Raw genomic sequence first — 20,857 nt, forward strand, 5'->3', positions numbered from 1 at the left:
GGCACGCGGGAGGCCCGTCCGCGTCCGCCGGACGACGAGAAAGGTGCAGGTCGATCTCATCCTGCCGACTACCCCATCGAATGAGCCAGTTCCGGGCCCGCCTGCTGATCCTCGTCGCCGCCATCGCGGTCGGCGGCGCCGTGTGGTTCGCCGCCGACGTCCAGCGCCGCAGCGCTACGCACGCGGCCACCCGGATGCAGGCCACCCAGCAGCTGCTGACCAGCATGCTCGACCAGGAGACCGGCCTGCGCGGCTTCCAGCTGACCGGCCAGGAGTCGTTCCTGGCGCCCCTGCGGGTCGGTCGCCGCGGGGAGGCGCGGGCCGCCGCCTCGATCCGCTCGGAGGGCGCGGGCAACCAGGAGCTGCTCAAGCGGCTGGCCGCGGCGATCGCGCTGGCCGACCGGTGGCGCCTGTCGGCCGACGGCGTGGTCGTCGACGTCCGCGCCAAGGGACCGCACGCGCCGTCCCTGGAGGCGGCGCTGGGCCGCAAGAGGCTGATGGACGGCTTCCGCAACCAGGTGTCGGGCATGCAGAACGAGCTCAACCGCGAGCGCGTCCACGACCAGCGCGTGGCCGCTGCCCTGTCGGTCGGCATCAGCCTCGTCGTGTTCGCCGTGCTCGGGCTGGCCGGCCTGGTCTGGTGGCGGCGCCACACGCGCGGCGAGGTCGAGCGCGAGGCGGCCGAGCGCCGCTACCGCGAGAGCCAGCTGGAGTTCAGCCAGACCATGTCGATCGTCTCCTCCGAGGCGGAGGCCAACGCGCTGCTCAAGCGCCACCTGGAGCGCTGGCGCCCGGGGCGCGACGTCGCCGTGCTCAACCGCAACAACAGCGCCAACCGGCTCGAGCCGATGACGGTCCTGTCCGAGGACGACCCGCTGGCCGAGCGTCTGCGCGACGCGGGCCCGCGGGACTGCCTGGCCGTGCGCCTGGGCCGCGCCCACGAGGAGCGCGCCGGCGAGAACCCGCTGCTGACCTGCGAGCTGTGCGGCGACACGCGCGAGCGCCTGTGCGCGCCGCTGCTCGTCTCGGGCGAGGTGATCGGGTCCGTGCTGTCGCGCCAGCCGGAGCCGTTCGACGATCAGGCCCGCGACCGCATGACCGACTCGGTCACGATCGCCGCGCCCGTGCTGGGCAACCTGCGCACGATCGCCATCGCCGAGTCGCGCGCGGCCACCGACGCGCTCACCGGGCTGCCCAACCGGCGCGCGATCGACGACAACCTGCGGCGCATGTTCGCCCAGGCCGCGCGCACGGGCACGCCGCTGACCGCGGTCGCCATCGACCTGGACCACTTCAAGCAGATCAACGACCTGTACGGGCACGACCGCGGCGACGACGTCCTGGCCGCGGTGGCGGCCGCGCTGCAGGGGGCGGTGCGGGCGAGCGACTTCGTCGGTCGCCAGGGCGGCGAGGAGCTGCTCGTGCTGGCCCCCGACACGCCGCTGGCCGGCGCGCTGAAGCTGGCCGACCACCTGCGCGCGACCGTCGAGCGCATCGACGTCGCCGGCGTGGACCGAGCGATCACCGCGAGCTTCGGGGTCGCCGTCATGCCCGACTCGGCCGCGACGTCGGAGGAGCTGATGCGCCAGGCCGACCGCGCGCTGTACGCGGCCAAGGAGCGCGGCCGCAACCGGGTCGAGTCGATCGGCGCGGTCGCGCCGGTCGCTACGCCGGCCTGAGGCCGAGCTCGCGGAGCTGCCTGGCGTCGACCGGCGCGGGCGCGCCGGTCAGCGGGTCGCCGCCGCTGGCCGTCTTCGGGAAGGCGATCACGTCGCGGATCGAGTCGCGCCCGGCCATGATCGCGGCGACGCGGTCCAGGCCGAAGGCGATGCCGCCGTGCGGCGGCGCGCCGTACTTGAGCGCGTCGAGCAGGAACCCGAAGCGGGCCTCGGCCTCGTCGGCGTCGATGCCCAGGATCTCGAACACGCGCGACTGCACGGCCGAGTCGTGGATACGAATCGACCCGCCGCCCAGCTCGGAGCCGTCGACCACCAGGTCGTAGGCGCGCGAGCGCAGCGAGCCGGGGTCGTCGAGGTCCCCGACGGGCGCGGTGAACGGGTGGTGCAGCGCGTCCCAGCGGCCCTCGTCCTTGTTCCAGCCGAACGCGGGGAAGTCGACCACCCACACCGGGACGTGCTTCGCTGCGTCGGGCGTGCCGAGCTTCAGTCGCAGCGTGCCGAGGGCGTCGGCCGCGGTGGCGGGGTCGTCGGCCACGGCGAGCAACAGGTCGCCCTCGCTGGCCCCCAGCTGCGAGGAGATCGCCTGCATCTCCTCGTCGGACAGGAACTTGGCGATCGGCGAGCGCCACACGCCACCGGCCTGCACGAAGGCCCAGACCAGGCCCTTGGCGCCACGCGACTTGGCCAGCTCGGTCAGCTCGTCGAGCTCCTTGCGCGGCGTCTCGCGCGGCCCGACGTTGAAGCCGCGCACCACCCCGCCGCCCTCGATCGCGCCCCGGAAGACCTGGAACTCGCTGGCGCGCAGCGCGTCGGACAGGTCGTGGATCTCCAGCCCGAAGCGCAGGTCCGGGCGGTCGGAGCCGTACTTGGCCATCGCCTCGTCGTAGGGCATGCGCGGCCACGGCGTCGGCGGGACCGGGAAGCCGGAGATCGCGAACACGCGCTCCATGAGCGGCTCGATCAGCCCGATCACGTCCTCCTCCTCGACGAAGGACATCTCGATGTCGAGCTGGGTGAACTCGGGCTGACGGTCGGCGCGCAGGTCCTCGTCGCGGAAGCAGCGGGCGATCTGGAAGTAGCGCTCGTAGCCGCCGATCATGAGCAGCTGCTTGAACAGCTGCGGCGACTGCGGCAGCGCGTAGAAGCTGCCCGGCTGCAGGCGCGCGGGCACGAGGAAGTCGCGCGCGCCCTCGGGCGTGGAGCGCGTCAGGATCGGGGTCTCGATCTCCAGGAAGTCCGCCTCGGCCAGCACCGTGCGCATCTCGCGGGTGATCGCGTCGCGCAGCACCAGCGCGTCGCGCATCGACTCGCGGCGCAGATCGATCACGCGGTTGGTCAGGCGCGTGTTCTCGTCGACGTAGGTGTCCTCGTCGACCGGGAACGGGGGCGTCTCGGCGCTGGCCAGCAGCTCCAGCTCGGCCACCTGCAGCTCGACCGCGCCGGTGCCCAGGTTCGGGTTGACGTTGCCCTCCTCGCGCAGCACGAGCGTGCCGCGGACGGAGATGACGTGCTCGGAGCGCAGCTTCTCGGCCTCCGCGAACGCGGCACCGCTCGTCTGCGGATGGAAGACCAGCTGGAGGATCCCGGACCGATCGCGCAGGTCGATGAAGATCAGGCCGCCGTGGTCGCGCCGGCGGTTGACCCAGCCGGCCACGCGCAGCTCCTGGCCGGCGCGCGACGCGTCGACGTCACCGGCCCACGTGTCGCGGTAGCGGTTCTCGCGCGGCGGGCGCTTCACAGGCTCGGCCCCCTCAGGACGTCACGGACGATCGCGTCGGCATCGGCGACCGCGAACTGCTCGCCGCCCTGCATCTCCTTGAGCTCCCATGACCCGTCCTCGTGCATCCAGGCAACGTAGCGGGCGTCGATCCGGTTGGCCTGCTTGAGCACGCCCTTCAGCGAGCGTCCGGCCAGGTCCAGCTGGGCGCCCAGCCCGGCCCGGCGCGCGTCGGCGACGACGCGGAACTGGTCGGGGCCGATCGGCCCGGCCACGAGCAGGTCGACCGGCGGCGCGGCGTGCGGCGGCGAGCCCCCGGCCAGCAGGATGCGCTCGACCCCGGCGGCCCAGCCCATCCCGGGCGTCGGCGGGCCGCCGATCTGCTGCACCAGGCCGTCGTAGCGGCCGCCGCCGCCCAGCGCCGACTGGGCGCCGAGCTCGGTGGAGTGGATCTCGAAGACGGTGCGCGCGTAGTAGTCCAGGCCGCGGACGAGCGTCGGATCGACCTCGTAGGAGACGTTCCCGGCGTCCAGCAGCGCGCGCACGGTGGCGAAGTGCTCGGCGTCGTCGGCCTCCAGGAAGTCGCGCAGCAGCGGCGCCGTGCGCATCACCTCCTGCGTGCCGGGATGGTCTGAGTCGAAGGCGCGCAACGGGTTCAGGTCGATCCGGCCCCGCACCTCCTCGCTCAGCTCGCCCGCGTGCGCGCGCAGGTGCTCCTGCAACGCGGCGCGGTAGACCATGCGCGACTCCAGGCGGCCGAGGCTGGAGACGCGCACGTGCACGCCGCGGGCGCCGACCTCCCCCAGCAGCGTGGCCAGCAGCAGGATCGACTCGGCGTCGACCGCGGGGTCCTCGGCGCCCAGCGCCTCGGCGCCGATCTGCCAGAACTGGCGGTAGCGGCCGGCCTGGGCGCGCTCGTAACGGAAGAACGGCCCGAGGTACCAGAGCTTCACCGGCTGGGCCTGCTTGTGCATGCCGTGCTCGACGTAGGAGCGGCAGACCGCGGCGGTCCCCTCCGGGCGCAGCGTCAGCGACCGGCCGCCGCCGTCCTGGAAGGTGTACATCTCCTTCTGGACGATGTCGGTCGACTCGCCCACGCCGCGCGAGAACAGCTCGGTGTGCTCGAAGATCGGCGTCTCGATGCGCGCGTAGCCGGCCTGCTCGAGCACCTCGCGGGCGCGCTCCTCCAGGACCGCACGCGCGGCCGACTGCTCGGGCAGCACGTCCTGCGTGCCGCGCGGCGCCTGCAGCTTCTCGCTCACCGGCCGGCGGCGATCTCGGCCAGGAACGGATTGGTCGCGCGCTCGGCTCCGAGCGTCGTCAGCCCCATGTGGCCCGGATGGACGCGCGTGTCGTCGTCGTGGCGGTCCAGCAGGGTCTGGATGGAGGCGGCCAGCGTGGGCCAGTCGCCGCCGGGCAGATCCACGCGGCCGACCGAGCCCTGGAACAGGACGTCGCCGGAGAAGATCGCGTTCTCGCCGTCGATGCTGTAGGTCACGTGGCCCGGGCTGTGGCCGGGCGTGAAGATCACGTCGATGTCCAGGCCCGCCAGCTGCAGCCGCTCGCCGCCGGCCACCGTCTCGTCGGCCTCGTAGTCCTCGAAGGGCCCGAAGCCGGGGAACCGGACGTAGTCGTTGATGTTGGCCAGCACCTCGCGCTCGAGCTCGGGCACGTACACCGGGGCGCCGGTCCCGCGGGCCACCTCGGCGACGGCGCCGACGTGGTCGAAATGCGTGTGCGTCAGCAGGATCGCGTCGAGCTCGACGCCGAGCTCGGCGATCACCCCGAGCAGGCGCTCGGCCTCGTCGCCGGGGTCGACGAGCAGCGCGCGCTGGCTCCCGGACGGGCGCAGCAGGTAGGCGTTCTCCTGCAGCGGCCCGACGGTGAGCATGCGCACGTCGAGGCTCACTTGGTCAGCGTCCCCTCAGCCAGCTTGCGCTGCCGGCGCCGGTACATGTACTGGTCGGTGTAGAAGCCCATCGGGATGTAGATGGCCAGCATCACCGCGGCCAGCGGGATGATCGCCAGGGGCTTGACCGAGAAGCCGGGAATCACCAGCAGCAGGATGGCGAAGAAGACGACGGCGACGAGCGCGCGGTTGATCGACGCACGCCAGCTGGGCGGCTTGTCGAAGCGGTTGCCCTTGCCGGCTGCGCCGCCGCGCCCGCCGGTGCCGGCGGACTTGTTCTCCGCGGCGGTGGGCTTGCGGCCCGTGCGCCCGCGGGTCTCGATCATGCCGGCAGCGTTGCCGCGGTGCTTCGTACGCCGGCGCTTCGTCTGGGCCATGTTCCTAGCGTATCGGCGTCAGAGCCGATTCCAACGTTCTGCGGTTGCGAATTGGCAGATCGTCGGGGAATCCGGCGAATGCCGCCTGCGGCGGCAGACCGATCACCTCGGCTTCGGCCACCGGCGCGTGCGCGGCGACGGCCTCCACGACGCGCGCGAGCGGCAGCGCGACGTGGTCCTCGACGTTCATCGACACCTGCGCGACCCCGCCCCGCGCCGCCAGTTCCAGGCCGATCGCCCGCAGGCCCGGCAGGCCGTCGCTGCCGCCCTCGCGGATCGCCGCGGCGATGCGCTTGGCGTCCTGCAGCGTCGCCGGCGGGGCGAGCTCGAGGTTGAAGGCGATCAGCGGCGGGCGCGCGGCCACCAGCGTCGCGCCCGCGGTCGGATGCGGCGCCGGCGGACCGAAGTCGGGGCGCAGCTCGGCGCCGGCCATCCGCGCGGCCAGCCGCGCCGGACCGCCCCGGCGCACCTCGGCCCGCGTGCGCCCGCCGCCCAGCGCGCCGTACAGGAAGACCGGCAGCTCGAGCTGCGTGCCCAGGAGCTCGGCCAGCACCAGCGCCTCGGCGGCCGCCGCGCCCCGCTCGTCGGGCGTGACGTGCACGATCGGCGCGACGTCGATCGCGCCGACGTGCGGGTGGATGCCGGCGTGGTCGGCGACGTCGATCAGCGCGACCGCCTCGCGCGCGCCGGCCGTCAACGCCGCGGCCAGCTGCCCGGGCGCCCCGGCCAGCGTGAACACCGACCGATGATGGTCGGGATCGGAGTGCACGTCGAGCACGCGCGCGCCGGCGCGCGTGAAGGCGTCGCCGATCGCGGCCAGGACCAGCGGATCGCGTCCCTCCGAGACGTTGGGGACGGCGATCAGCGGGCCGCTCACAGCAGCAGGCGCCCGCCGTCCAGGACCAGCGTGTCCCCGATGGTCAGCGTCGCGTCGAGGACCAGCACGTCGAGATGCACGGGAACCGCGACGGTCCCCCCGATCGCCGCGCTCGCCCCGAACGCGACGTGCACGGTGCCGAGCATCTTCTCGTCCTCGAGGATGTTGCCGGTCAGGCCGGCACGCTCGTTGGTGCCGACGCCGAGCTCGGCCAGGTTCGGGCCGCGCTCGCCGGCGCCGCGCAAGGTGGCCAGCAGCTGGGCGCCCGCCAACCCCTCGGCCATCGTCAGGTTGCCGCCCTCGACGGTCAGCACCGCGGGCGGGTCGGCCAGGCCGATCGAGGCCAGGCTCGAGGCCACGACCGTGCCCTCACCGGCCAGTGGGGCGATGAAGCCCTCGCCGCAGGGCAGGTTCCCGAACGCGCCCGGCTCGGTCAGGTCTCCGTCGTCGGCGATCGCGACGCGGCCGCTCAGATCCAGGCGGAAGTCGGTGCCGCGCGGGCAGGTGACGTGCGCGGTGTCGGCGGCGGTGAGCAGGTCGGCGATCGCCCGCGACCGCGGTCCGAGCACGTCGAAATCGGCGGTCATCAGGCGCGCGAGCATGTCGCGCGTGACCGTGGGCATCGTCGCGCCGCGGGTGCCGGCCTCGCTGGCCGCCTTGCGCGCCCGCGTGTGAGAGATCGACCAGCTCGTCGGCGCGATGAACACGTCGGCGGCGACCATCGCTGCCGCGACGCTGGCCGGCGGCTCCTCGCCGTTGACGGGACGCGCGGTGGTGATGGCCAGCGTGGCGTCGGCCCCCATGCGCTCGGCCTCGTCGCGCAGCGCGTGGCCGATGTCGGCCTTGGACGCGTCGGCGACGATCAGCACGTCCTCGCCCGGCTGCACGGCCAGGCAGCGCCGCAGCGTGGTCTGCACGGCGGCGCTCAGATCTGGCTCGCTCATCGGAACAACCCCTTGCGCTTGGGCTTGGGGGGCGCGTCGGCCGCGAAGTCCAGCGCGATGTTCGTGCGGTCATCCGGGTTGACCCGCACCACGACGACCTCATGGCCGCGCTGGAAGGCCTCGACCTCGCGCAGGTGGATCGGGTGCTTGCAGCTCGCGCGCCAGCGCTCGCCGTCCAGCTCCACGTCGACCTCGACATCGCAGACCATGAACTTCTGCGCGATGCCGGTGACGACGTTGGTCGGCGTCACCTCGACGACGCGTCCGCGCGCGACCGTCCCGGTGGCGAGCAGCTTCTTGTCGGTCAGCCCGACCTTGTCGCGCAGCTTCTGGATGCGGCCCATGAGGCCGTGGATGCTACGGGCGGCGCGATGCGGCGACGAAGCGCGCGGGGCGCTCGGTCGCACGGGCGAGCTCGCCACACGGGCGCTCGCCCGGCCAGCTCGCGGCGCGCAGGCGGTCCTCGAGGTTCGGCGACACCGCGGTGAGCAGCGCGTCGGCCTCGGTGGCGACCTCGTCCTCGGGGACGTCGAGGACGGTCCGCAGGAAGTGCTCGACGACGCGGCGGCGGCGGCGGACGGCGTCGGCCTGGCGGCGGCCGTCCGCGGTCATCGACCAGCCGCGCCCCTCGGCGCGCTGGATGAAGCCGTCGGTCTCCAGGCGGCGGAGCATCTCGTGGACGGTCGGCGCGGACAGGCCCAGGGAGCGGGCGATCGCGGCACCGGCGACCGGAGCGTTGTGCTTGCCCAGACGGCCCATGACCTCGAGGTACCGGGCCTCGGCCGGGCTCGGCGGACGCAGGTCGTTCTGAGGCTCCGGAGGCGTCGACATAGTCGCCACTATAACAAGCGAATCAAAATAGCTGCGGCCTAACGCTTGTGCACCTGTTGCTAGGCTTTACCGCGATGTCGGACGTGGCGAAGATCCAGATTCCCGAGGACGCCCTGTGCGCCGCCCTGCGCGAGCGCGGTCAGCGCGTCACGCCGCAGCGTCTCACGATCGCCCGCGTGGTCCGCGAGCTCGACACGCACGTGACGGCCGAGCAGGTGCTGACCGCCGTCAGCGACCGCCTCCCGGGCGTGTCGCTGCCGACGATCTACGCGACGATGGACCTGCTCGAAGAGCTGGGCAGCGTCCGCCGCGTCAGCGCCGGCGGCGGCGCGATCCTGTACGACCCGCGCACGCATCCGCATCACCACGTCGTGTGCACCCGCTGTGGCGCCGTCGCCGACATCGACGCCTCCGTCGACGAGTCCGCGGTCCTGGCCGCGGCCCGCGAGGCCGGCTTCGAGCCCGAGCGCGCCGACACGGTCGTGCACGGGCTGTGCGCGGCCTGCCGCTCCTAGCCTGCGGGGCATGCCCGTTCCCACGCTGGCGCTGAACACCGGCGCCGCCATCCCGCAGGTCGGCTTCGGCGTCTTCCAGGTTGCGCCCGACGAGACCGTCGCCCCGGTGGTCACCGCGATCGAGGCCGGGTACCGGTCGATCGACACCGCCGCCGCGTACCGCAACGAGGAGGGCGTCGGCCAGGCCCTGCGCGAGGCCGGTGTCGCGCGCGAGGAGCTGTTCGTGACCACGAAGCTGTGGAACAGCGACCAGGGCTACGAGCCCGCGCTGGCCGCGTTCGACCAGAGCCTCGAGCGCCTCGGGCTGGAGTACGTCGACCTGTACCTGATCCACTGGCCGATGCCCGAGAAGGACCGCTTCCTGGACTCGTGGCGCGCGCTGGAAGAGGTGCACGCCGCCGGCCGGGCCAAGGCGATCGGCGTCTCCAACTTCCGGGTCCCCGACCTGCAGCGCCTGCTCGAGGCCAGCGACGTCGTGCCGGCGATCAACCAGATCGAGCTGCACCCGCTGCTCCAGCAGGCCGAGCTGCGCGCCTTCCACGCCGAGCACGGGATCCTCACCGAGGCCTGGAGCCCGCTGGCCCAGGGCGAGTTGCTCGACGACGAGACGATCACCGCGATCGCCGACGCCCACGGCACCTCACCGGCCCAGGCGATCCTCCGCTGGCACGTCCAGCTCGGCAACGTCGTGATCCCCAAGTCCGTCACGCCCGAGCGCATCCGCTCCAACATCGACGTCTTCGGCTTCGAGCTGACCGACGACGAGATGGCCACGCTGGCCAAGCTCGACGTCGGCCGCCGCGTCGGACCCGATCCGGACACGTTCAGCGCGGGCGGCTGAGCGCGCGTATGCTCGCCCTTCGCGGTTTTACCGGCAGGGGGGCCCGCACATGCAGCGCGAAGCACCGAACGGCGCTCAACGGCTGCGCGTCCTGATCGCCAACGAACGCCGTGACCGGCTCGCGCTGCTCGCGGCGGTGGTGGCCGCCCTGGGACACGAGGTGATCGCCCACGAGGTCGATGTCGACACGGTCGGGGCGGTGACCGCGGAGTTGGAGCCGGACGTGGCCCTCGTCGGCTTGGGCGAATCATCAGCCCACGCGCTGGAGCTGATCGAGCGGATCGTCCACGAGGCGGCGTGCCCGGTGATCGCGCTCCTGGCCACCGAGGAGCCGGACTACGTACGCGAGGCGGCGCGGCGCGGCGTGTTCGCCTACATCGTCGATACGACGCCCGACGAGCTGCAGAGCGCGATCGACATCACGCTCGAGCGCTTCGCCGAGTACCACGGGCTGCAGGGCGCGTTCGGCCGGCGCGCCGTGATCGAGCAGGCCAAGGGGATCCTCATGGGCCGACACGCCATCGGCGCGGACCGCGCCTTCTCGATGCTGCGCAGCCACTCACAGGGCAACGGGCTCAAGCTCAGCGAGGTGGCGCTGGCCGTGGTCAACAGCCATGTGCTGCTATTGGCGCCCGTTCAGGATTAGGTTTCATCGCTAAGCTGCTTGTGTTGGGCCGCAACCACCGGCCCGACAGCAGGTCCGTCCTCAACAGAGCAGGCCGGAGCAGATCGAGTCAAGGCGTTGCCTTGGCGCGTACCACGCTCATGTTGAGAAGGGCCTCACGATGCTCCACCCCAGGATCTGGGCCGTCGGCGCCGCACTGCTGACCGTTGCCGTCCTCCCCAGCGCCGCCTCGGCGGCCACCGCCGTCCCGCTCGGCACCGCCGGCGGTTTCGCCGTCCTCGCCGGCTCCGGCATCACCAACACCGGCTCGACGACGCTGACCGGCGACATCGGCACGTTCCCGACCACGACGATCACCGGCGCGGGCGGGTTCAGCATCACCGGCGTCAACCATGGCGGCGACGCCGTCACGCAGCTGGCCAAGCCCGCTCTGCAGACCGGCTTCAACAACGCCGCGGGACAGGGCCCGCCGATTCCGATCGTCGCCGACCTCGGCGGCCAGCTGCTGGTTCCCGGCGTCTACGAATCGGCCACGTCGATCGGCCTCACGGGCGCGGTGACGTTGAACGGCGGCGGCGATCCCGACGCGGTCTTCGTCTTCAAGGCGGGCTCGACGCTGACCACCGCCTCGGCGAGCACCGTCAACCTCGTCAACGGCACCCAGGCCTGCAACGTCTTCTGGCAGATCGGCAGCTCCGCGACGCTGGGCACGGGCTCCACGTTCCGTGGCTCGATCCTGGCCGACGACTCGATCACCGTGACCAACTCGGTGACGATCTTCGGGCGCGCCCTGGCCCTCAACGGCGCGGTCACGCTGGACAACGACACGATCACCCGCCCCCTGTGCGCCTCGGCGCCGCCGCCGCCGCCCGTCCCGACCCCGACGCCCACCCCGGACGACACCACGACCGCGTCGGCGACCGCCGCTGATGCCGACGCCGCCGCCGCCGCAGCCGCGTCCGCCCAGACGGCCGCGACCGCCCAGGCCGTGGCCGCGTCCAAGGCGGCGAGCGACGCCAGCGCCGCCGCGGCCGCGAAGGCCACGGCCGCCAAGGTGGCAGCCGATAAGAAGAAGGCCGCGGCCGCCGCGGCCAAGAAGCGGGCCATCGCCGCCCGCAAGGCGGCCGACAAGCGCCGGGCCAAGGCCGCCCGTCAGCGCGCAGCGCGCCGTCAGGCCGCGGCCGACGACTCGCCCACCGGCACCGCCCGGCGGCCGCGCGGCCCCGTGGGCATCACCGGCTGATCGGGTTGCGTCGCATGACTGCCGCGGCGACCGTGCTCGCCACCGCCCTTCCGGCGGTGGCGGGCACGTCGCCCGGCCTGGCGGCGGCCAGTCCGGCCCGCACGCAAGAGCTGGTGGAGTTGACGCAGGGACACACGGTGTTCGCCCGTCCGGATGCGACCGCCACCCCGGTCGACTCGGTGAGCGAGCGTCGCCCGTTGACCCACGAGCGCACGACCCTCCCGGTCGTGGGCCGGCGCGACGACCTCGATGGGCGGCCATGGCTGCACGTACAGCTTCCCGGCCGCCCCAACGGCCGCACCGCCTGGATCCGCGAGCGCTCGACCCGCGTCTCCCAGACGAGCTGGCACATCGTGGTGAGCACCGGTCGCCGGCTGATGACCGTCTACCGCAACGGCGATTCGGTCCGCCGCGTCACCGTGGTCGTCGGCAAGCCGTCCACCCCCACCCCCCACGGCACGTTCTTCGTCGAGGAGGTCATCACGCTGGGCGCCACCGCCGTCGGCGCGCCCTACGCGCTCGCCCTCTCGGCCCGCTCGACCGTCCTGCAGGAGTTCGCCGGCGGCCCCGGCCAGATCGCCCTGCACGGCCTCGGCAACGTCGGCGGCGTCCCGGGCACCGCGGTCTCCCACGGCTGCGTGCGCATCGACAACGCGACGGTCAGCTGGCTCGTCCGTCACGTCGGGCCCGGCGCGCCCGTGACCATCACCCGGTGACCGACGAAGGCGGGCTACACTGCCTCCTTCCCCGCCGGAGTAGCTCAGTCGGTTAGAGCAGCGGAATCATAATCCGCGTGTCGGGGGTTCGAGTCCCTCCTCCGGCATCACAAAAGCCCTGCACAGCGGGGGTTTTCTGTGTCTTCGGGAAACAGCAGGTCCGCAATCAGGCCCGAGCCGAGCCGCTACGCCGCGACCCGAGCCCCCTTACCGGATGCCGTGGGCAACAAGCCATCTGGTCGCCACGAGGCGGGATGCAGATGTGTGCACGGTTTGTCGTTGTCGTACAACGATCTCCGCGTCGCGGCGCTCACCAGAGGGCCCACGAGCGCACCGAAGGGAGGCAACGCGAGACCTCCGCCCACGGCAGCTGCAGCGCCAACAGTGGCCGCAGCGATGTCGGCGCCCGCCTCTTCGCTGCGCTTTCGCGCCCGCACGGGCTGGTGCTCGCCGTCAGGGCGCCAACGGGCCACTGCCGCCGCTGCCCGAGAGCTGCATCTGCGTGACCTGCCCGTTGACGATCACCAGGGTGCCCTGGACCCCACCGCCCTCGAACAACTGACCGCCGAACTGGCCGAGGGTCCCCAGGGACACGTTGGTGCTGGAGAAGTTGGTCTCGGAGAAGCCGCCCCCGTCCGCCACCAGGTTCAGGGTTCCCTGGTCGCATCCAACCTGCAGGATCGTCGCTGTCGGGAAGCTCGTCTGGCAGTTCGTCCCGCTGACGGGCTGTCCTGGAGAGGGATACGTCTGCGTGACGACCACGTTGATTGGCGCCCCCGCCGAGCCCTGGCTGATCGCGACGTTGGACGTGTATACCCCGCCCATCACCATGGCGGTCGCCTTGAGAGTGCGCCCGGCGATCGTCGCGCGGTAGTCGACCCGCGCCCGCAGCCGGCCGCCCTTGCGCATCAGCTGCCGCACGACACCGCTGTCGTGGCGCGAGAGGACGATGCGAGGCGCCACGGTGTGCTTGGTCCCGGCGGCTCGCGACGACGCCCTCTGACGCCCCTCGGCCACCACACGATCGTTCCCGTCCAGGACTCGGACCTGTGCCCGGTAATGAACCATGCCGCCGCGATCGTGATCGACGCCCAGGGTCAGCTCCACACGCTGATCAGCGCGCTGATGCACGACCATCTCGGGGTGGATCGTCGGCCCCGCCGCCAAGGCGGAGGCCGGCGCTACGGCGACGAGCAGAAGTCCGAGGAGCGGGAGGAAGCGACGCATGAGCCGCATGATGCCAGGGTGGCATCAGCGCGTTCCGAGACTGGAGACTCCCCCGGGCGGCGCAATGCTCCAGAAAATGCAATCATTCGCACCATGCGCGTCACCCGCCCGTTTCTCACCACTGTGGCGCTTGTCGCCGCCGCTCTCGCCGTCCCGTCCGGCGCCCTGGCACAAGCCAGCGGGACGATCGCCTACGTCAGCAGCGGTGCCGGCGGGGGCATCTACACGACAACCCTCGCAGGAGGGACGCCGCAGCTGGTGGTGGCGGGCAACCAGGCCAACGCCCCCGAATGGTCGCCTAACGGCAGCCAACTGGTCTACCAGTGGTCGGACCCGACGCCGATCAACGCGTCGATCCGCGTCATCCCTGCAGCCGGTGGGACGGACTCGCAGGTCGCCAACCTCGGCATGGACCCGGTCTTCTCTCCCAACGGCCTGAAGCTCGCCTACATGTCCGGCGGCTCCGTGTACGTCGTGCCGGTCGGCGGCGGCACGCCCAAGCGCGTCGCCTCCGGCACGACGCAGGCGCCGGGTTGGATGCTGACGACCCCCGTGTGGACGGCCAACGGGCAGCGTCTGCTGTTCGTTGCCCTAAAGGAGACGCGCGGGCAGAACACTGGGCAGGCGCAGCTGCGCAGCGTCGCCGCCACCGGCGGGCGGGTGACCCAGATCCCGCTGAAGCTGCCCTCGGGCTGGAGCCTTGGTGGCGGTCTATCGCTATCGCCGTCGGGAACCACGCTGGCGCTCGCCGTCGTCAAGCCGCAGACCAATCCCAATGCGATCTGGCCCGCCGGCATCGTCTTCGCGCCCGCGACAGGCGGGACCGCCTCGGGACTGGTCCCGGGCTACGCCGATCCCAGCTTCTCGCCCGACGGCACGATGGTCTGCGCCACGGCGTCAGCGTTCGGCAGCCCCCTGTCGATCGGGATCCTCTCGACAAGCGGCACGATCCTGCAGGCCAACGCCATCGCCGGATGGCAGTGCGCGTGGATGCCCTGAGCACCCGCAGGCGGTAGCAGTAACTTCGACGCGATGGAGCTGGCTGAGCGCCTGGCGCTGGCCCTCCGCTTCAGCGACGACGCGTCACGGGGCTGGCGTCCCGGTGTTGAGCGTGAGAGTGGGTGGGCCCGCAAACTCGAAGAGATCGGGTACACCGACGACAACGTCCCGTGCACCCGCCCCGCAAGCGCGAGTCGATCCTCGTCTCGATCCAGGGTGTCCCGCGGATGGGTGGTCACCAAGGTCCCTCACGGCTACACGCGCACGACCGCCAACGATCCGAATTGCCCCTAGTCCCCAATCGCTCGATGCCAGCCGTCGCCGGGATGTGCGCGGCCGTGATCGTGTCGGCCGCGCCGGCAACGAGCGCCCGCGGCGACACCACCTGCGCAGGCGCGACCCGGCCGACCGTCGCAGAGAATGCGTGGGTACGCGTCTACGGGGCTCGAGGCCAGACGCAGTTCCCCGGGCGCCCGTTTCGGCTGCACGCCTGCGTGCGCTCCGCGTCCGGATTGATGGGCCCCCAGGACATCCGGCTCGACGATCCCTACGACAATGTCATCGCGACGCTGCCGCCACGTCTGGCGCTTGCCGGGCCGTTCCTCGGCTACGCACTTGACGCCTGCCCCGCTGGAGAGTCGCCGACGTGCGAGACGCGCATACATGGATGGGACATGCGCAACACCCGCGTCGAGGTCGTCTTCGCGTTAGCTGGGCCTGGCCCGCGCTCCGGGATCGGAGCGCTGCGCGTCGCCAATGACGGCACCGTCGCCTGGACCAGCTGCCCCTACCCCGGCGCGGTGGCGTTCTCCCGGGCCACCCCGACCGGCAGGTGCGCGAAGCCGGGCGGCCTCGTCCGCGTCTACGTCAGCCACCCCGGGACCAGGACGCGTACGACCATCGCAGGCGGACGCGACATCGACCCGACCTCGCTGCGGCTGCGCGGCGGCCACCTCAGCTGGCGCCAAGGAAGTCGTCGAGTGGGGCGCCAGCTGAGCTGACACTCGCCCAACACGCCGGTCGCTTAGGGTTGACGCCGCGCTGGTAGACGACGTCCGCCTTCGAGGGCGGTGCGTCGGAGCCATGCGCCGAGCGCCCGGTCGGCAGCAGCGGTGCGGACCTCCTCGCCGCGCACGGCAAGACCCGCTCCGATGCGCGCGCCCGGGCAGGCCGCGCTGTAGACCTGCGGCGCGTCGCCGAGACCGCTGACGGCGTACGTCACGACCGGCAGCACGCGCTTGCCGGAGAAGTCGAACCGGTCGGCGAAGGTGTCCATGATCATCGGCGGGCGGACGTTCCAGATCGGGCTGGCCAGCAGGATCGTGTCGTAGCGGTCGATCGACGCCAACGGGTCGGCGATCGCCGGGCGCGCATCGGCGTCCTGCTCGCGGACGTTGCGCGCGACGGTCTGGTCGTAGTCGTCTGGGTAGGGATCGGCGGCCTGGATGCGATGGACGTCGCACTTCAGGCGTTGGCGGATCTTGCGCGCGAGCACCTCGGTGTTGCCGACCTTCAGGTCGCGGCGCCCGCCGTTCCAGTAGTTCTCCCCCGGTCGCGAGAAGTAGGCCAGCAGCATCGCGCCGCGCCGCGGCGTCGCGGCGATGGCCGTCTGCTGCGTGCCTGCCGAGCTGCCGCAGCCGCCCAGCGGCAGGGCGGCCATCGTGGCCAGGCCGGCGGCCAGGAACGAACGTCGATCGAGCGCGGTGGGGAGTTCGCCGCCCACGATCAGAGCTGCTGCGCGGTGGGGCGAACGAGGATCTCGTTGAGCGACACGCTGTGCGGGCGCGACAGCGCGAACGCGATGATCTGCGCGATCGCGTCGGCCGGGATGGCGGTCTCGTCGTAGAAGGCGTCGATGCCGGTCTTGGTGTCCGCGTGGGTGATGTGGTCGGGCAGCTCGGTGGCCACCGCCCCGGGTTCGACGACGGTGACGCGCACGCCCGGCTGGAGCTCCTGGCGCAGGGCTTCGGACCAGCCGTTCATGCCCCACTTGGTGGCGGCGTAGACGGCGTTCCCGGCGCGAGCGGTGCGACCGGCCACCGACGAGATGTTGACGAGGTCGCCCTCGCCGTCGCGCAGCTGGTCGAGGAACACCTCCGTGGCGGTCATCGCGCCCAGGAGGTTGGTCTCGACCATCTGGCGGTGCTCGGCGCGCTGGTCGGAGACGAACGGGGCCAGCAGCATCACGCCGGCGTTGTTGACGAGGACGTCGGCGCCGCCCAGCTCGGTCTGCACGCGCTGCGCCGCCGCGCGCAGCGAGTCGCGGTCGGTGACGTCGGCCTGGATGGCGATCGCGTCGTCGCCGAGCTCGTCGGCCAGGGCCCGGACGCGATCGGCGCGGCGGGCCAGCAGGGCGAGCCGGTAGCCGTCGGCGGCCAGCGCTCTGGCGGTTGCCTCGCCGATGCCCGACGAGGCGCCCGTGATGACGGCCACTCGGCCGCTTCGATTCGTGGTCATGCCTTCACTGTGCCCGCTCTCGCGCGCCCCTGGGAGGCCCTGTCAGAGGGGGATTGACAAGCCCCCTCACCGACGGGGCCGGAGGTCTACCGTGGAGTCATCGCCGCCCTGGACGGGAAGACCGACACCGTGAACGCCGCCACCGACATCTCCGAGTTCCTGGCCAGCCGCCGCGCCCGGATCTCGCCGGAGCAGGCCGGCCTGCCCAGCTACGGACAGCGGCGCGTTCCCGGGTTGCGGCGCGAGGAGGTCGCCTCGCTGGCCGGCGTCAGCGCCGACTACTACCGCCGCCTGGAACGCGGTCAGGTCAGCGGCGTCTCCGAGCTCGTCCTGGAGTCCCTGGCCCGCGCGCTGCAGCTCGACGAGGCCGAGCGCGCGCACCTGTTCGACCTCGCCCGCGCCGCCAGCCCGATCGTCACGCGCCGCCCCCGGCCGGCCCGGAAGCGCGTTCGTCCCGTCGTGGAACGCCTGCTGGAGCAGATCGAGGCGCCGGCGATCGTCAGCACCGTGCGCGGCGACTACCTGGCCGCCAACCCGCTCGGCCGCGCGCTGTACGCACCGGTGTTCGACAGCCCCGAGCAACCGGTCAACAGCGCCCGGTTCCTGTTCCTGGATCCCGCCGCGCGCGAGTTCTACCCCGAGTGGGACCGCCTGGCCTCCGAGCTGGTGGCCAACCTGCGCTCCCAGGCCGGTCGCAACCCGTATGACCGCGACCTGCAGGACCTGATCGGCGAGCTGTCCACCCGCAGCGACGAGTTCCGCGTGCGCTGGGCCGCCCACAACGTCCGCTTCCACCGCACCGGCACGAAGCGCCTGCACCATCCGGTCGTCGGCGAGGTCGAGCTCAGCTACGAGACGCTGACCATCGACGCCGACGACGGCCTGCGCCTGGCGCTCTACACCGCCGAGCCTGAATCCGCGTCCCAGCAGGCCCTGGACCTCCTGGCCAGCTGGACCGCCACCCCCACCGCCTAGGAGCACCCTGACCATGACTCCGACCATCAAGCTCAACAACGACGTCGAGCTCCCCGCCCTCGGTCTGGGCGTGTTCCAGACCCCGCCCGACGAGACCCGCGACGCCGTCGCGGCCGCACTCGACATCGGCTACCGCCACATCGACACCGCCGCCGCCTACGGCAACGAGCGCGAGGTCGGCGAGGCACTGGCCGCCTCGCCGGTCGACCGCGCCGACGTGTTCGTGGAGACGAAGGTCTGGATCAGCGACTACGGCTACGACGAGACGCTGCACGCGTTCGAGAAGTCGGCCGGCAAGCTCGGCCTCGATCAGATCGACCTGCTGATCCTCCACCAGGCGCTGCCGTCCGCGTTCGACAAGACGCTGGAGGCCTACCGCGCGCTGGAGACGCTGCTGACCGATGGCAAGGTCCGCGCCATCGGGGTCAGCAACTTCATGGTCGACCACCTGACCGCGCTGCTCGAGCAGGCCAGCGTCGTACCGGCGGTCAACCAGATCGAGCAGCACCCCTACTTCTCCCAGGCCGACGTCCAGGCGTTCGGCGAGCAGCACGGCATCCTGGCCCAGGCCTGGTCGCCGATCGGCGGCATCACCTTCTATCGCGACAGCGGCCACCGCAGCGCCCTGGAGGACCCGGTCATCGGCGCGATCGCCGAGGCGCACGGCAAGTCGCCGGCGCAGGTGATGCTGCGCTGGGGCCTGCAGCACGGCCGATCGGTCATCCCCAAGTCGACCAAGCCGCAGCGCATCGCCGAGAACCTCGACGTCTTCGACTTCGAGCTGGCCGCCGACGAGCTCGCCGCGATCGACGCCCTGGACACCGGCCGGCGCGGCGGCCCCGAGCCCGATGACATCACCCTCGAGGCATTCGGCCGCGACATCCCGGAGGCCTGACCGCATGCAGATCACCCGCAACAGCGTCGACACCGTCAAGGGCCCGGCCGACTGGTTCACCGGCGACGTCTACGTCGACGCTGTCGCTGCCATCGCCGACCCGGCCTCGCGCCTGGCCGCCGCCAGCGTGCACTTCACGCCCGGCGCCCGCACGGCCTGGCACACCCACCCCTTCGGGCAGACGATCTACGTCACCGAAGGCCAAGGCCTGTGCCAGCGCGAAGGCGGCCCGATCGAGGTCATCCGCCCGGGCGACCGCGTCTACTTCGAACCCGCCGAGAACCACTGGCACGGCGCCGCCCCGACCCGCTTCATGACCCACATCGCCATGCAGGAGGCCGACGACACGGGCTCACCGGTGACCTGGGGCGAGCACGTCACCGACGAGGAGTACGGCGCCGCGATCAGTCGGTAGTGGCGCCGAGCTGGCAGCCGATGAACGGCACGTCGCGCGCTGCATGCCGGTAGCCGCGCAGCAGGCGCGGGTCGTCGGTGCGCATCGGCGCGTTGTAGGCGTCGTCGAACTGGGCTGCCGTGTCGCCGGCGGGCATGTTGTCCCAGTTCGTGCACCAGACGCCGTCGGCGACGGTGAGGCCGACGCTCTCGGCGCTGGTCGGGTCGGTCAGCGAGTACAGCCGGGCCAGCTCGGCGTCGGTGGCGCCGAGGATGTGCGGGACCTCGTAGGTGAAGCCACCCGGCTCGTCCACGCCGCGTTTGATGATCGTGATGACGTCGCGGGCGCCGAAGGCCTTGAGCGTCTGCACGCGCAGTGGGTCGGCCCAGCCGCCCACGGTCAGGACGTTGCGCAGCGGCACGGCCGCCGACAGTCCGGGCTCGGCGGGCGAGGTGCTGAGGATCGTGCGCCAGGTCGCCGGGCCCAGCGAGCGGAACCGCTCGGTGACGACATCGGTGGGAAACATGCGCGCCAGCCCCTGTTTGATGCGGCGTAGGTCGCTGGTGCGGCCGTAGTAACCGAAGCGGACGTCGGAGAAGCTCGGCGTGAACGTGACCGGTTGGGCGGCCGCGTACTGCGCCCGAGCGGCCTTCCAGGCCGGCGTCTCGTTGGCCAGCATCCCGGTCACGGCGAACATCGGCAGACGGTCGCCGATGCGATCGTCGAGGCGGCTGCGGGCCGGCGGGTGCGCCCGGTAGGCGCGCTCGTAGCGGTCGTACAGGTAGGCGAACCGCGACCCGCACGAGCCAGACGCGGTGTGCAGTCGCTTGGCCTGGGTCCACGTCAGCCCTCTGCTGCGTTCGGCGCAGGCGTCCAGCCACCGGCGCAACCGGGCGTCGTGGGCCGGCCCGTAGCCGGCGTAGAAGTCGCCCACCCGGCCCAGCAGCCGCACGACCACCTTCCAGTTCAAGAGGCTCGGGCGCACGAAGACCATGGGGCTGGCGGCCTTGAAGGCCAGCGCGTCCTGCAGCCCGCTGATGATGTCCTGCACGTGGTAGGCCGGGTCGGGCGACTGAGCCAGCAGCAGCTCGACCTGCGGGTTGATCGCATCGCCGAAGTCGTCGAGCACCGCCCCGAAGGCCTGCACCGCGGCGGCCGGATCGGTGCCGAGCTTCGCGCCGATGCCCTCAGACCGGATCCGGTCCACCAACGCGATCACCGTGCGCACGTCGGCGCCGATGCCGACATCCGTCAGCCCCGACATCGACTTGTAGAGCAGCGCTTCGCGCTCGGCGACCTGGGCGGGCCGGCAGCGCGCGCGGCCGCAGCGGCTGACCGCCGGATTGCGATCGACGCTGTCGATCAGGAACGTCGTGATGCTGCCCGACGACCCGCCCGCCGAGCACCGCACCGGCCCGTACTGCTCGACGATCCGGGCCAGCGCGCCGAAGTGGGAGAAGATCCGATCGCCGTTACCGCGGATGCCCGTGCACAGTCCCGGCGAGCCGGATCGAGCGGCCGCGTTCGCGGTAACCGTCGGACCGATGCCGGCGATGAGCACGGCCGTCCCACACACAGCCAACAGATACGACCGCGCACGTCCCACCCGCCGCATGAGCGCACCCTACCGGGCGGC

23 protein-coding genes and 1 tRNA gene are annotated in these 20,857 nt (G+C 72.2%); 12 read left to right on the plus strand and 12 right to left on the minus strand.

Going from position 1 to position 20,857, the window contains the following annotated elements:
• Positions 1 to 80: 80 nt before the first annotated feature.
• Positions 81 to 1,679, plus strand: coding sequence for a sensor domain-containing diguanylate cyclase (locus ACZ5UI_RS10715; protein WP_464197075.1), 1,599 nt, complete (start codon positions 81 to 83; stop codon positions 1,677 to 1,679).
• Here ACZ5UI_RS10715 and aspS read toward each other — a convergent pair.
• From aspS to ACZ5UI_RS10755, 8 genes are read right to left on the minus strand one after another with little or no spacing between them, the layout of a single operon-like run.
• Positions 1,666 to 3,417 carry an aspartate--tRNA ligase gene (gene aspS, locus ACZ5UI_RS10720; protein WP_464197077.1) on the minus strand — a complete coding sequence of 584 codons (1,752 nt, stop codon included), beginning with the start codon at positions 3,415 to 3,417 and terminating at the stop codon, positions 1,666 to 1,668. The two genes, ACZ5UI_RS10715 and aspS, sit on opposite strands and share 14 nt — an antisense overlap.
• On the minus strand, positions 3,414 to 4,658 hold the full coding sequence (gene hisS, locus ACZ5UI_RS10725; RefSeq protein WP_464197079.1) for a histidine--tRNA ligase: 1,245 nt from the start codon (positions 4,656 to 4,658) through the stop codon (positions 3,414 to 3,416). Before hisS ends, aspS begins: the two co-directional genes overlap by 4 nt.
• On the minus strand, positions 4,655 to 5,305 hold the full coding sequence (locus ACZ5UI_RS10730; RefSeq protein WP_464197081.1) for an MBL fold metallo-hydrolase: 651 nt from the start codon (positions 5,303 to 5,305) through the stop codon (positions 4,655 to 4,657). Before ACZ5UI_RS10730 ends, hisS begins: the two co-directional genes overlap by 4 nt.
• Positions 5,302 to 5,631 carry a hypothetical protein gene (locus tag ACZ5UI_RS10735; protein WP_464197083.1) on the minus strand — a complete coding sequence of 110 codons (330 nt, stop codon included), beginning with the start codon at positions 5,629 to 5,631 and terminating at the stop codon, positions 5,302 to 5,304. Before ACZ5UI_RS10735 ends, ACZ5UI_RS10730 begins: the two co-directional genes overlap by 4 nt.
• Positions 5,632 to 5,686: 55 nt before the next feature.
• The gene (locus ACZ5UI_RS10740) at positions 5,687 to 6,559 is read right to left on the minus strand and encodes a glutamate formimidoyltransferase (RefSeq protein ID WP_464197085.1); all 873 of its coding nucleotides are present in this window, start codon (positions 6,557 to 6,559) and stop codon (positions 5,687 to 5,689) included.
• Positions 6,556 to 7,503: an aminopeptidase gene (locus tag ACZ5UI_RS10745; protein ID WP_464197087.1), complete on the minus strand. Its 948-nt coding sequence runs from the start codon at positions 7,501 to 7,503 to the stop codon at positions 6,556 to 6,558. Before ACZ5UI_RS10745 ends, ACZ5UI_RS10740 begins: the two co-directional genes overlap by 4 nt.
• Positions 7,500 to 7,847: a hypothetical protein gene (locus ACZ5UI_RS10750; RefSeq protein ID WP_464197089.1), complete on the minus strand. Its 348-nt coding sequence runs from the start codon at positions 7,845 to 7,847 to the stop codon at positions 7,500 to 7,502. Before ACZ5UI_RS10750 ends, ACZ5UI_RS10745 begins: the two co-directional genes overlap by 4 nt.
• A 13-nt stretch (positions 7,848 to 7,860) precedes the next feature.
• Positions 7,861 to 8,334 carry a metal-dependent transcriptional regulator gene (locus ACZ5UI_RS10755; RefSeq protein WP_464197091.1) on the minus strand — a complete coding sequence of 158 codons (474 nt, stop codon included), beginning with the start codon at positions 8,332 to 8,334 and terminating at the stop codon, positions 7,861 to 7,863.
• Positions 8,335 to 8,408: 74 nt separating this feature from the next.
• Between ACZ5UI_RS10755 and ACZ5UI_RS10760 the strand changes: the two genes are divergently transcribed.
• The 6 genes from ACZ5UI_RS10760 to ACZ5UI_RS10785 all read left to right on the plus strand — a co-directional run bounded on the left by ACZ5UI_RS10760 (position 8,409) and on the right by ACZ5UI_RS10785 (position 12,381).
• Positions 8,409 to 8,849: a Fur family transcriptional regulator gene (locus tag ACZ5UI_RS10760; RefSeq protein WP_464197093.1), complete on the plus strand. Its 441-nt coding sequence runs from the start codon at positions 8,409 to 8,411 to the stop codon at positions 8,847 to 8,849.
• A 10-nt stretch (positions 8,850 to 8,859) separates the two neighbouring features.
• A complete protein-coding gene (locus ACZ5UI_RS10765) occupies positions 8,860 to 9,690 on the plus strand; it encodes an aldo/keto reductase (protein ID WP_464197095.1) in 831 nt (276 codons plus the stop codon).
• A 49-nt stretch (positions 9,691 to 9,739) separates the two neighbouring features.
• Entirely contained in the window at positions 9,740 to 10,336 is a 597-nt protein-coding gene (locus ACZ5UI_RS10770; protein ID WP_464197097.1) for an ANTAR domain-containing response regulator, read from the plus strand.
• Between the two features lie 139 nt (positions 10,337 to 10,475).
• Positions 10,476 to 11,558 (plus strand): ice-binding family protein, encoded by a 1,083-nt coding sequence (locus ACZ5UI_RS10775; RefSeq protein ID WP_464197099.1) that lies wholly within the window; start codon positions 10,476 to 10,478, stop codon positions 11,556 to 11,558.
• A 14-nt stretch (positions 11,559 to 11,572) separates the two neighbouring features.
• Positions 11,573 to 12,274: a L,D-transpeptidase gene (locus ACZ5UI_RS10780; protein ID WP_464197101.1), complete on the plus strand. Its 702-nt coding sequence runs from the start codon at positions 11,573 to 11,575 to the stop codon at positions 12,272 to 12,274.
• A 33-nt stretch (positions 12,275 to 12,307) separates the two neighbouring features.
• Positions 12,308 to 12,381 (plus strand) — tRNA-Met (locus tag ACZ5UI_RS10785).
• A 346-nt stretch (positions 12,382 to 12,727) separates the two neighbouring features.
• Here the strand turns inward: ACZ5UI_RS10785 and ACZ5UI_RS10790 are convergent.
• Positions 12,728 to 13,501, minus strand: a complete 774-nt coding sequence (locus ACZ5UI_RS10790; protein WP_464197103.1) for a hypothetical protein — start codon at positions 13,499 to 13,501, stop codon at positions 12,728 to 12,730.
• Positions 13,502 to 13,594: 93 nt separating this feature from the next.
• On the opposite strand from ACZ5UI_RS10790, the gene ACZ5UI_RS10795 reads away from it, so the two are divergent.
• Both ACZ5UI_RS10795 and ACZ5UI_RS10800 read left to right on the plus strand, forming a co-directional pair.
• Complete coding sequence (locus ACZ5UI_RS10795) at positions 13,595 to 14,500, plus strand: TolB family protein (RefSeq protein WP_464197105.1); 906 nt, start codon at positions 13,595 to 13,597, stop codon at positions 14,498 to 14,500.
• 308 nt (positions 14,501 to 14,808) lie between these two features.
• Positions 14,809 to 15,501, plus strand: coding sequence for a hypothetical protein (locus ACZ5UI_RS10800; RefSeq protein ID WP_464197107.1), 693 nt, complete (start codon positions 14,809 to 14,811; stop codon positions 15,499 to 15,501).
• Positions 15,502 to 15,524: 23 nt separating this feature from the next.
• Here the strand turns inward: ACZ5UI_RS10800 and ACZ5UI_RS10805 are convergent, their stop codons facing one another.
• Positions 15,525 to 16,076, minus strand: a complete 552-nt coding sequence (locus tag ACZ5UI_RS10805) for a flavodoxin (protein WP_464197804.1) — start codon at positions 16,074 to 16,076, stop codon at positions 15,525 to 15,527.
• A 149-nt stretch (positions 16,077 to 16,225) separates the two neighbouring features.
• Entirely contained in the window at positions 16,226 to 16,957 is a 732-nt protein-coding gene (locus ACZ5UI_RS10810; RefSeq protein WP_464197109.1) for an SDR family oxidoreductase, read from the minus strand.
• Between the two features lie 129 nt (positions 16,958 to 17,086).
• Here ACZ5UI_RS10810 and ACZ5UI_RS10815 point away from each other — a divergent pair, with 129 nt between their 5' ends.
• Genes ACZ5UI_RS10815 through ACZ5UI_RS10825 form a run of 3 tightly spaced genes read left to right on the plus strand, consistent with a single transcriptional unit; the run spans position 17,087 to position 19,242 of the window.
• Positions 17,087 to 17,932 (plus strand): helix-turn-helix transcriptional regulator, encoded by an 846-nt coding sequence (locus ACZ5UI_RS10815; protein ID WP_464197111.1) that lies wholly within the window; start codon positions 17,087 to 17,089, stop codon positions 17,930 to 17,932.
• A 13-nt stretch (positions 17,933 to 17,945) separates the two neighbouring features.
• Complete coding sequence (locus tag ACZ5UI_RS10820) at positions 17,946 to 18,827, plus strand: aldo/keto reductase (protein WP_464197113.1); 882 nt, start codon at positions 17,946 to 17,948, stop codon at positions 18,825 to 18,827.
• A gap of 4 nt (positions 18,828 to 18,831) precedes the next feature.
• The gene (locus ACZ5UI_RS10825) at positions 18,832 to 19,242 is read left to right on the plus strand and encodes a (R)-mandelonitrile lyase (RefSeq protein ID WP_464197115.1); all 411 of its coding nucleotides are present in this window, start codon (positions 18,832 to 18,834) and stop codon (positions 19,240 to 19,242) included.
• On the opposite strand, the gene ACZ5UI_RS10830 is transcribed toward ACZ5UI_RS10825, so the two are convergent.
• The gene (locus tag ACZ5UI_RS10830; RefSeq protein WP_464197117.1) at positions 19,232 to 20,782 is read right to left on the minus strand and encodes a hypothetical protein; all 1,551 of its coding nucleotides are present in this window, start codon (positions 20,780 to 20,782) and stop codon (positions 19,232 to 19,234) included. The genes ACZ5UI_RS10825 and ACZ5UI_RS10830 overlap by 11 nt on opposite strands.
• Positions 20,783 to 20,857 lie beyond the last annotated feature (75 nt).

The sequence above is a fragment of the Conexibacter sp. JCM 18997 genome (assembly GCF_055391915.1).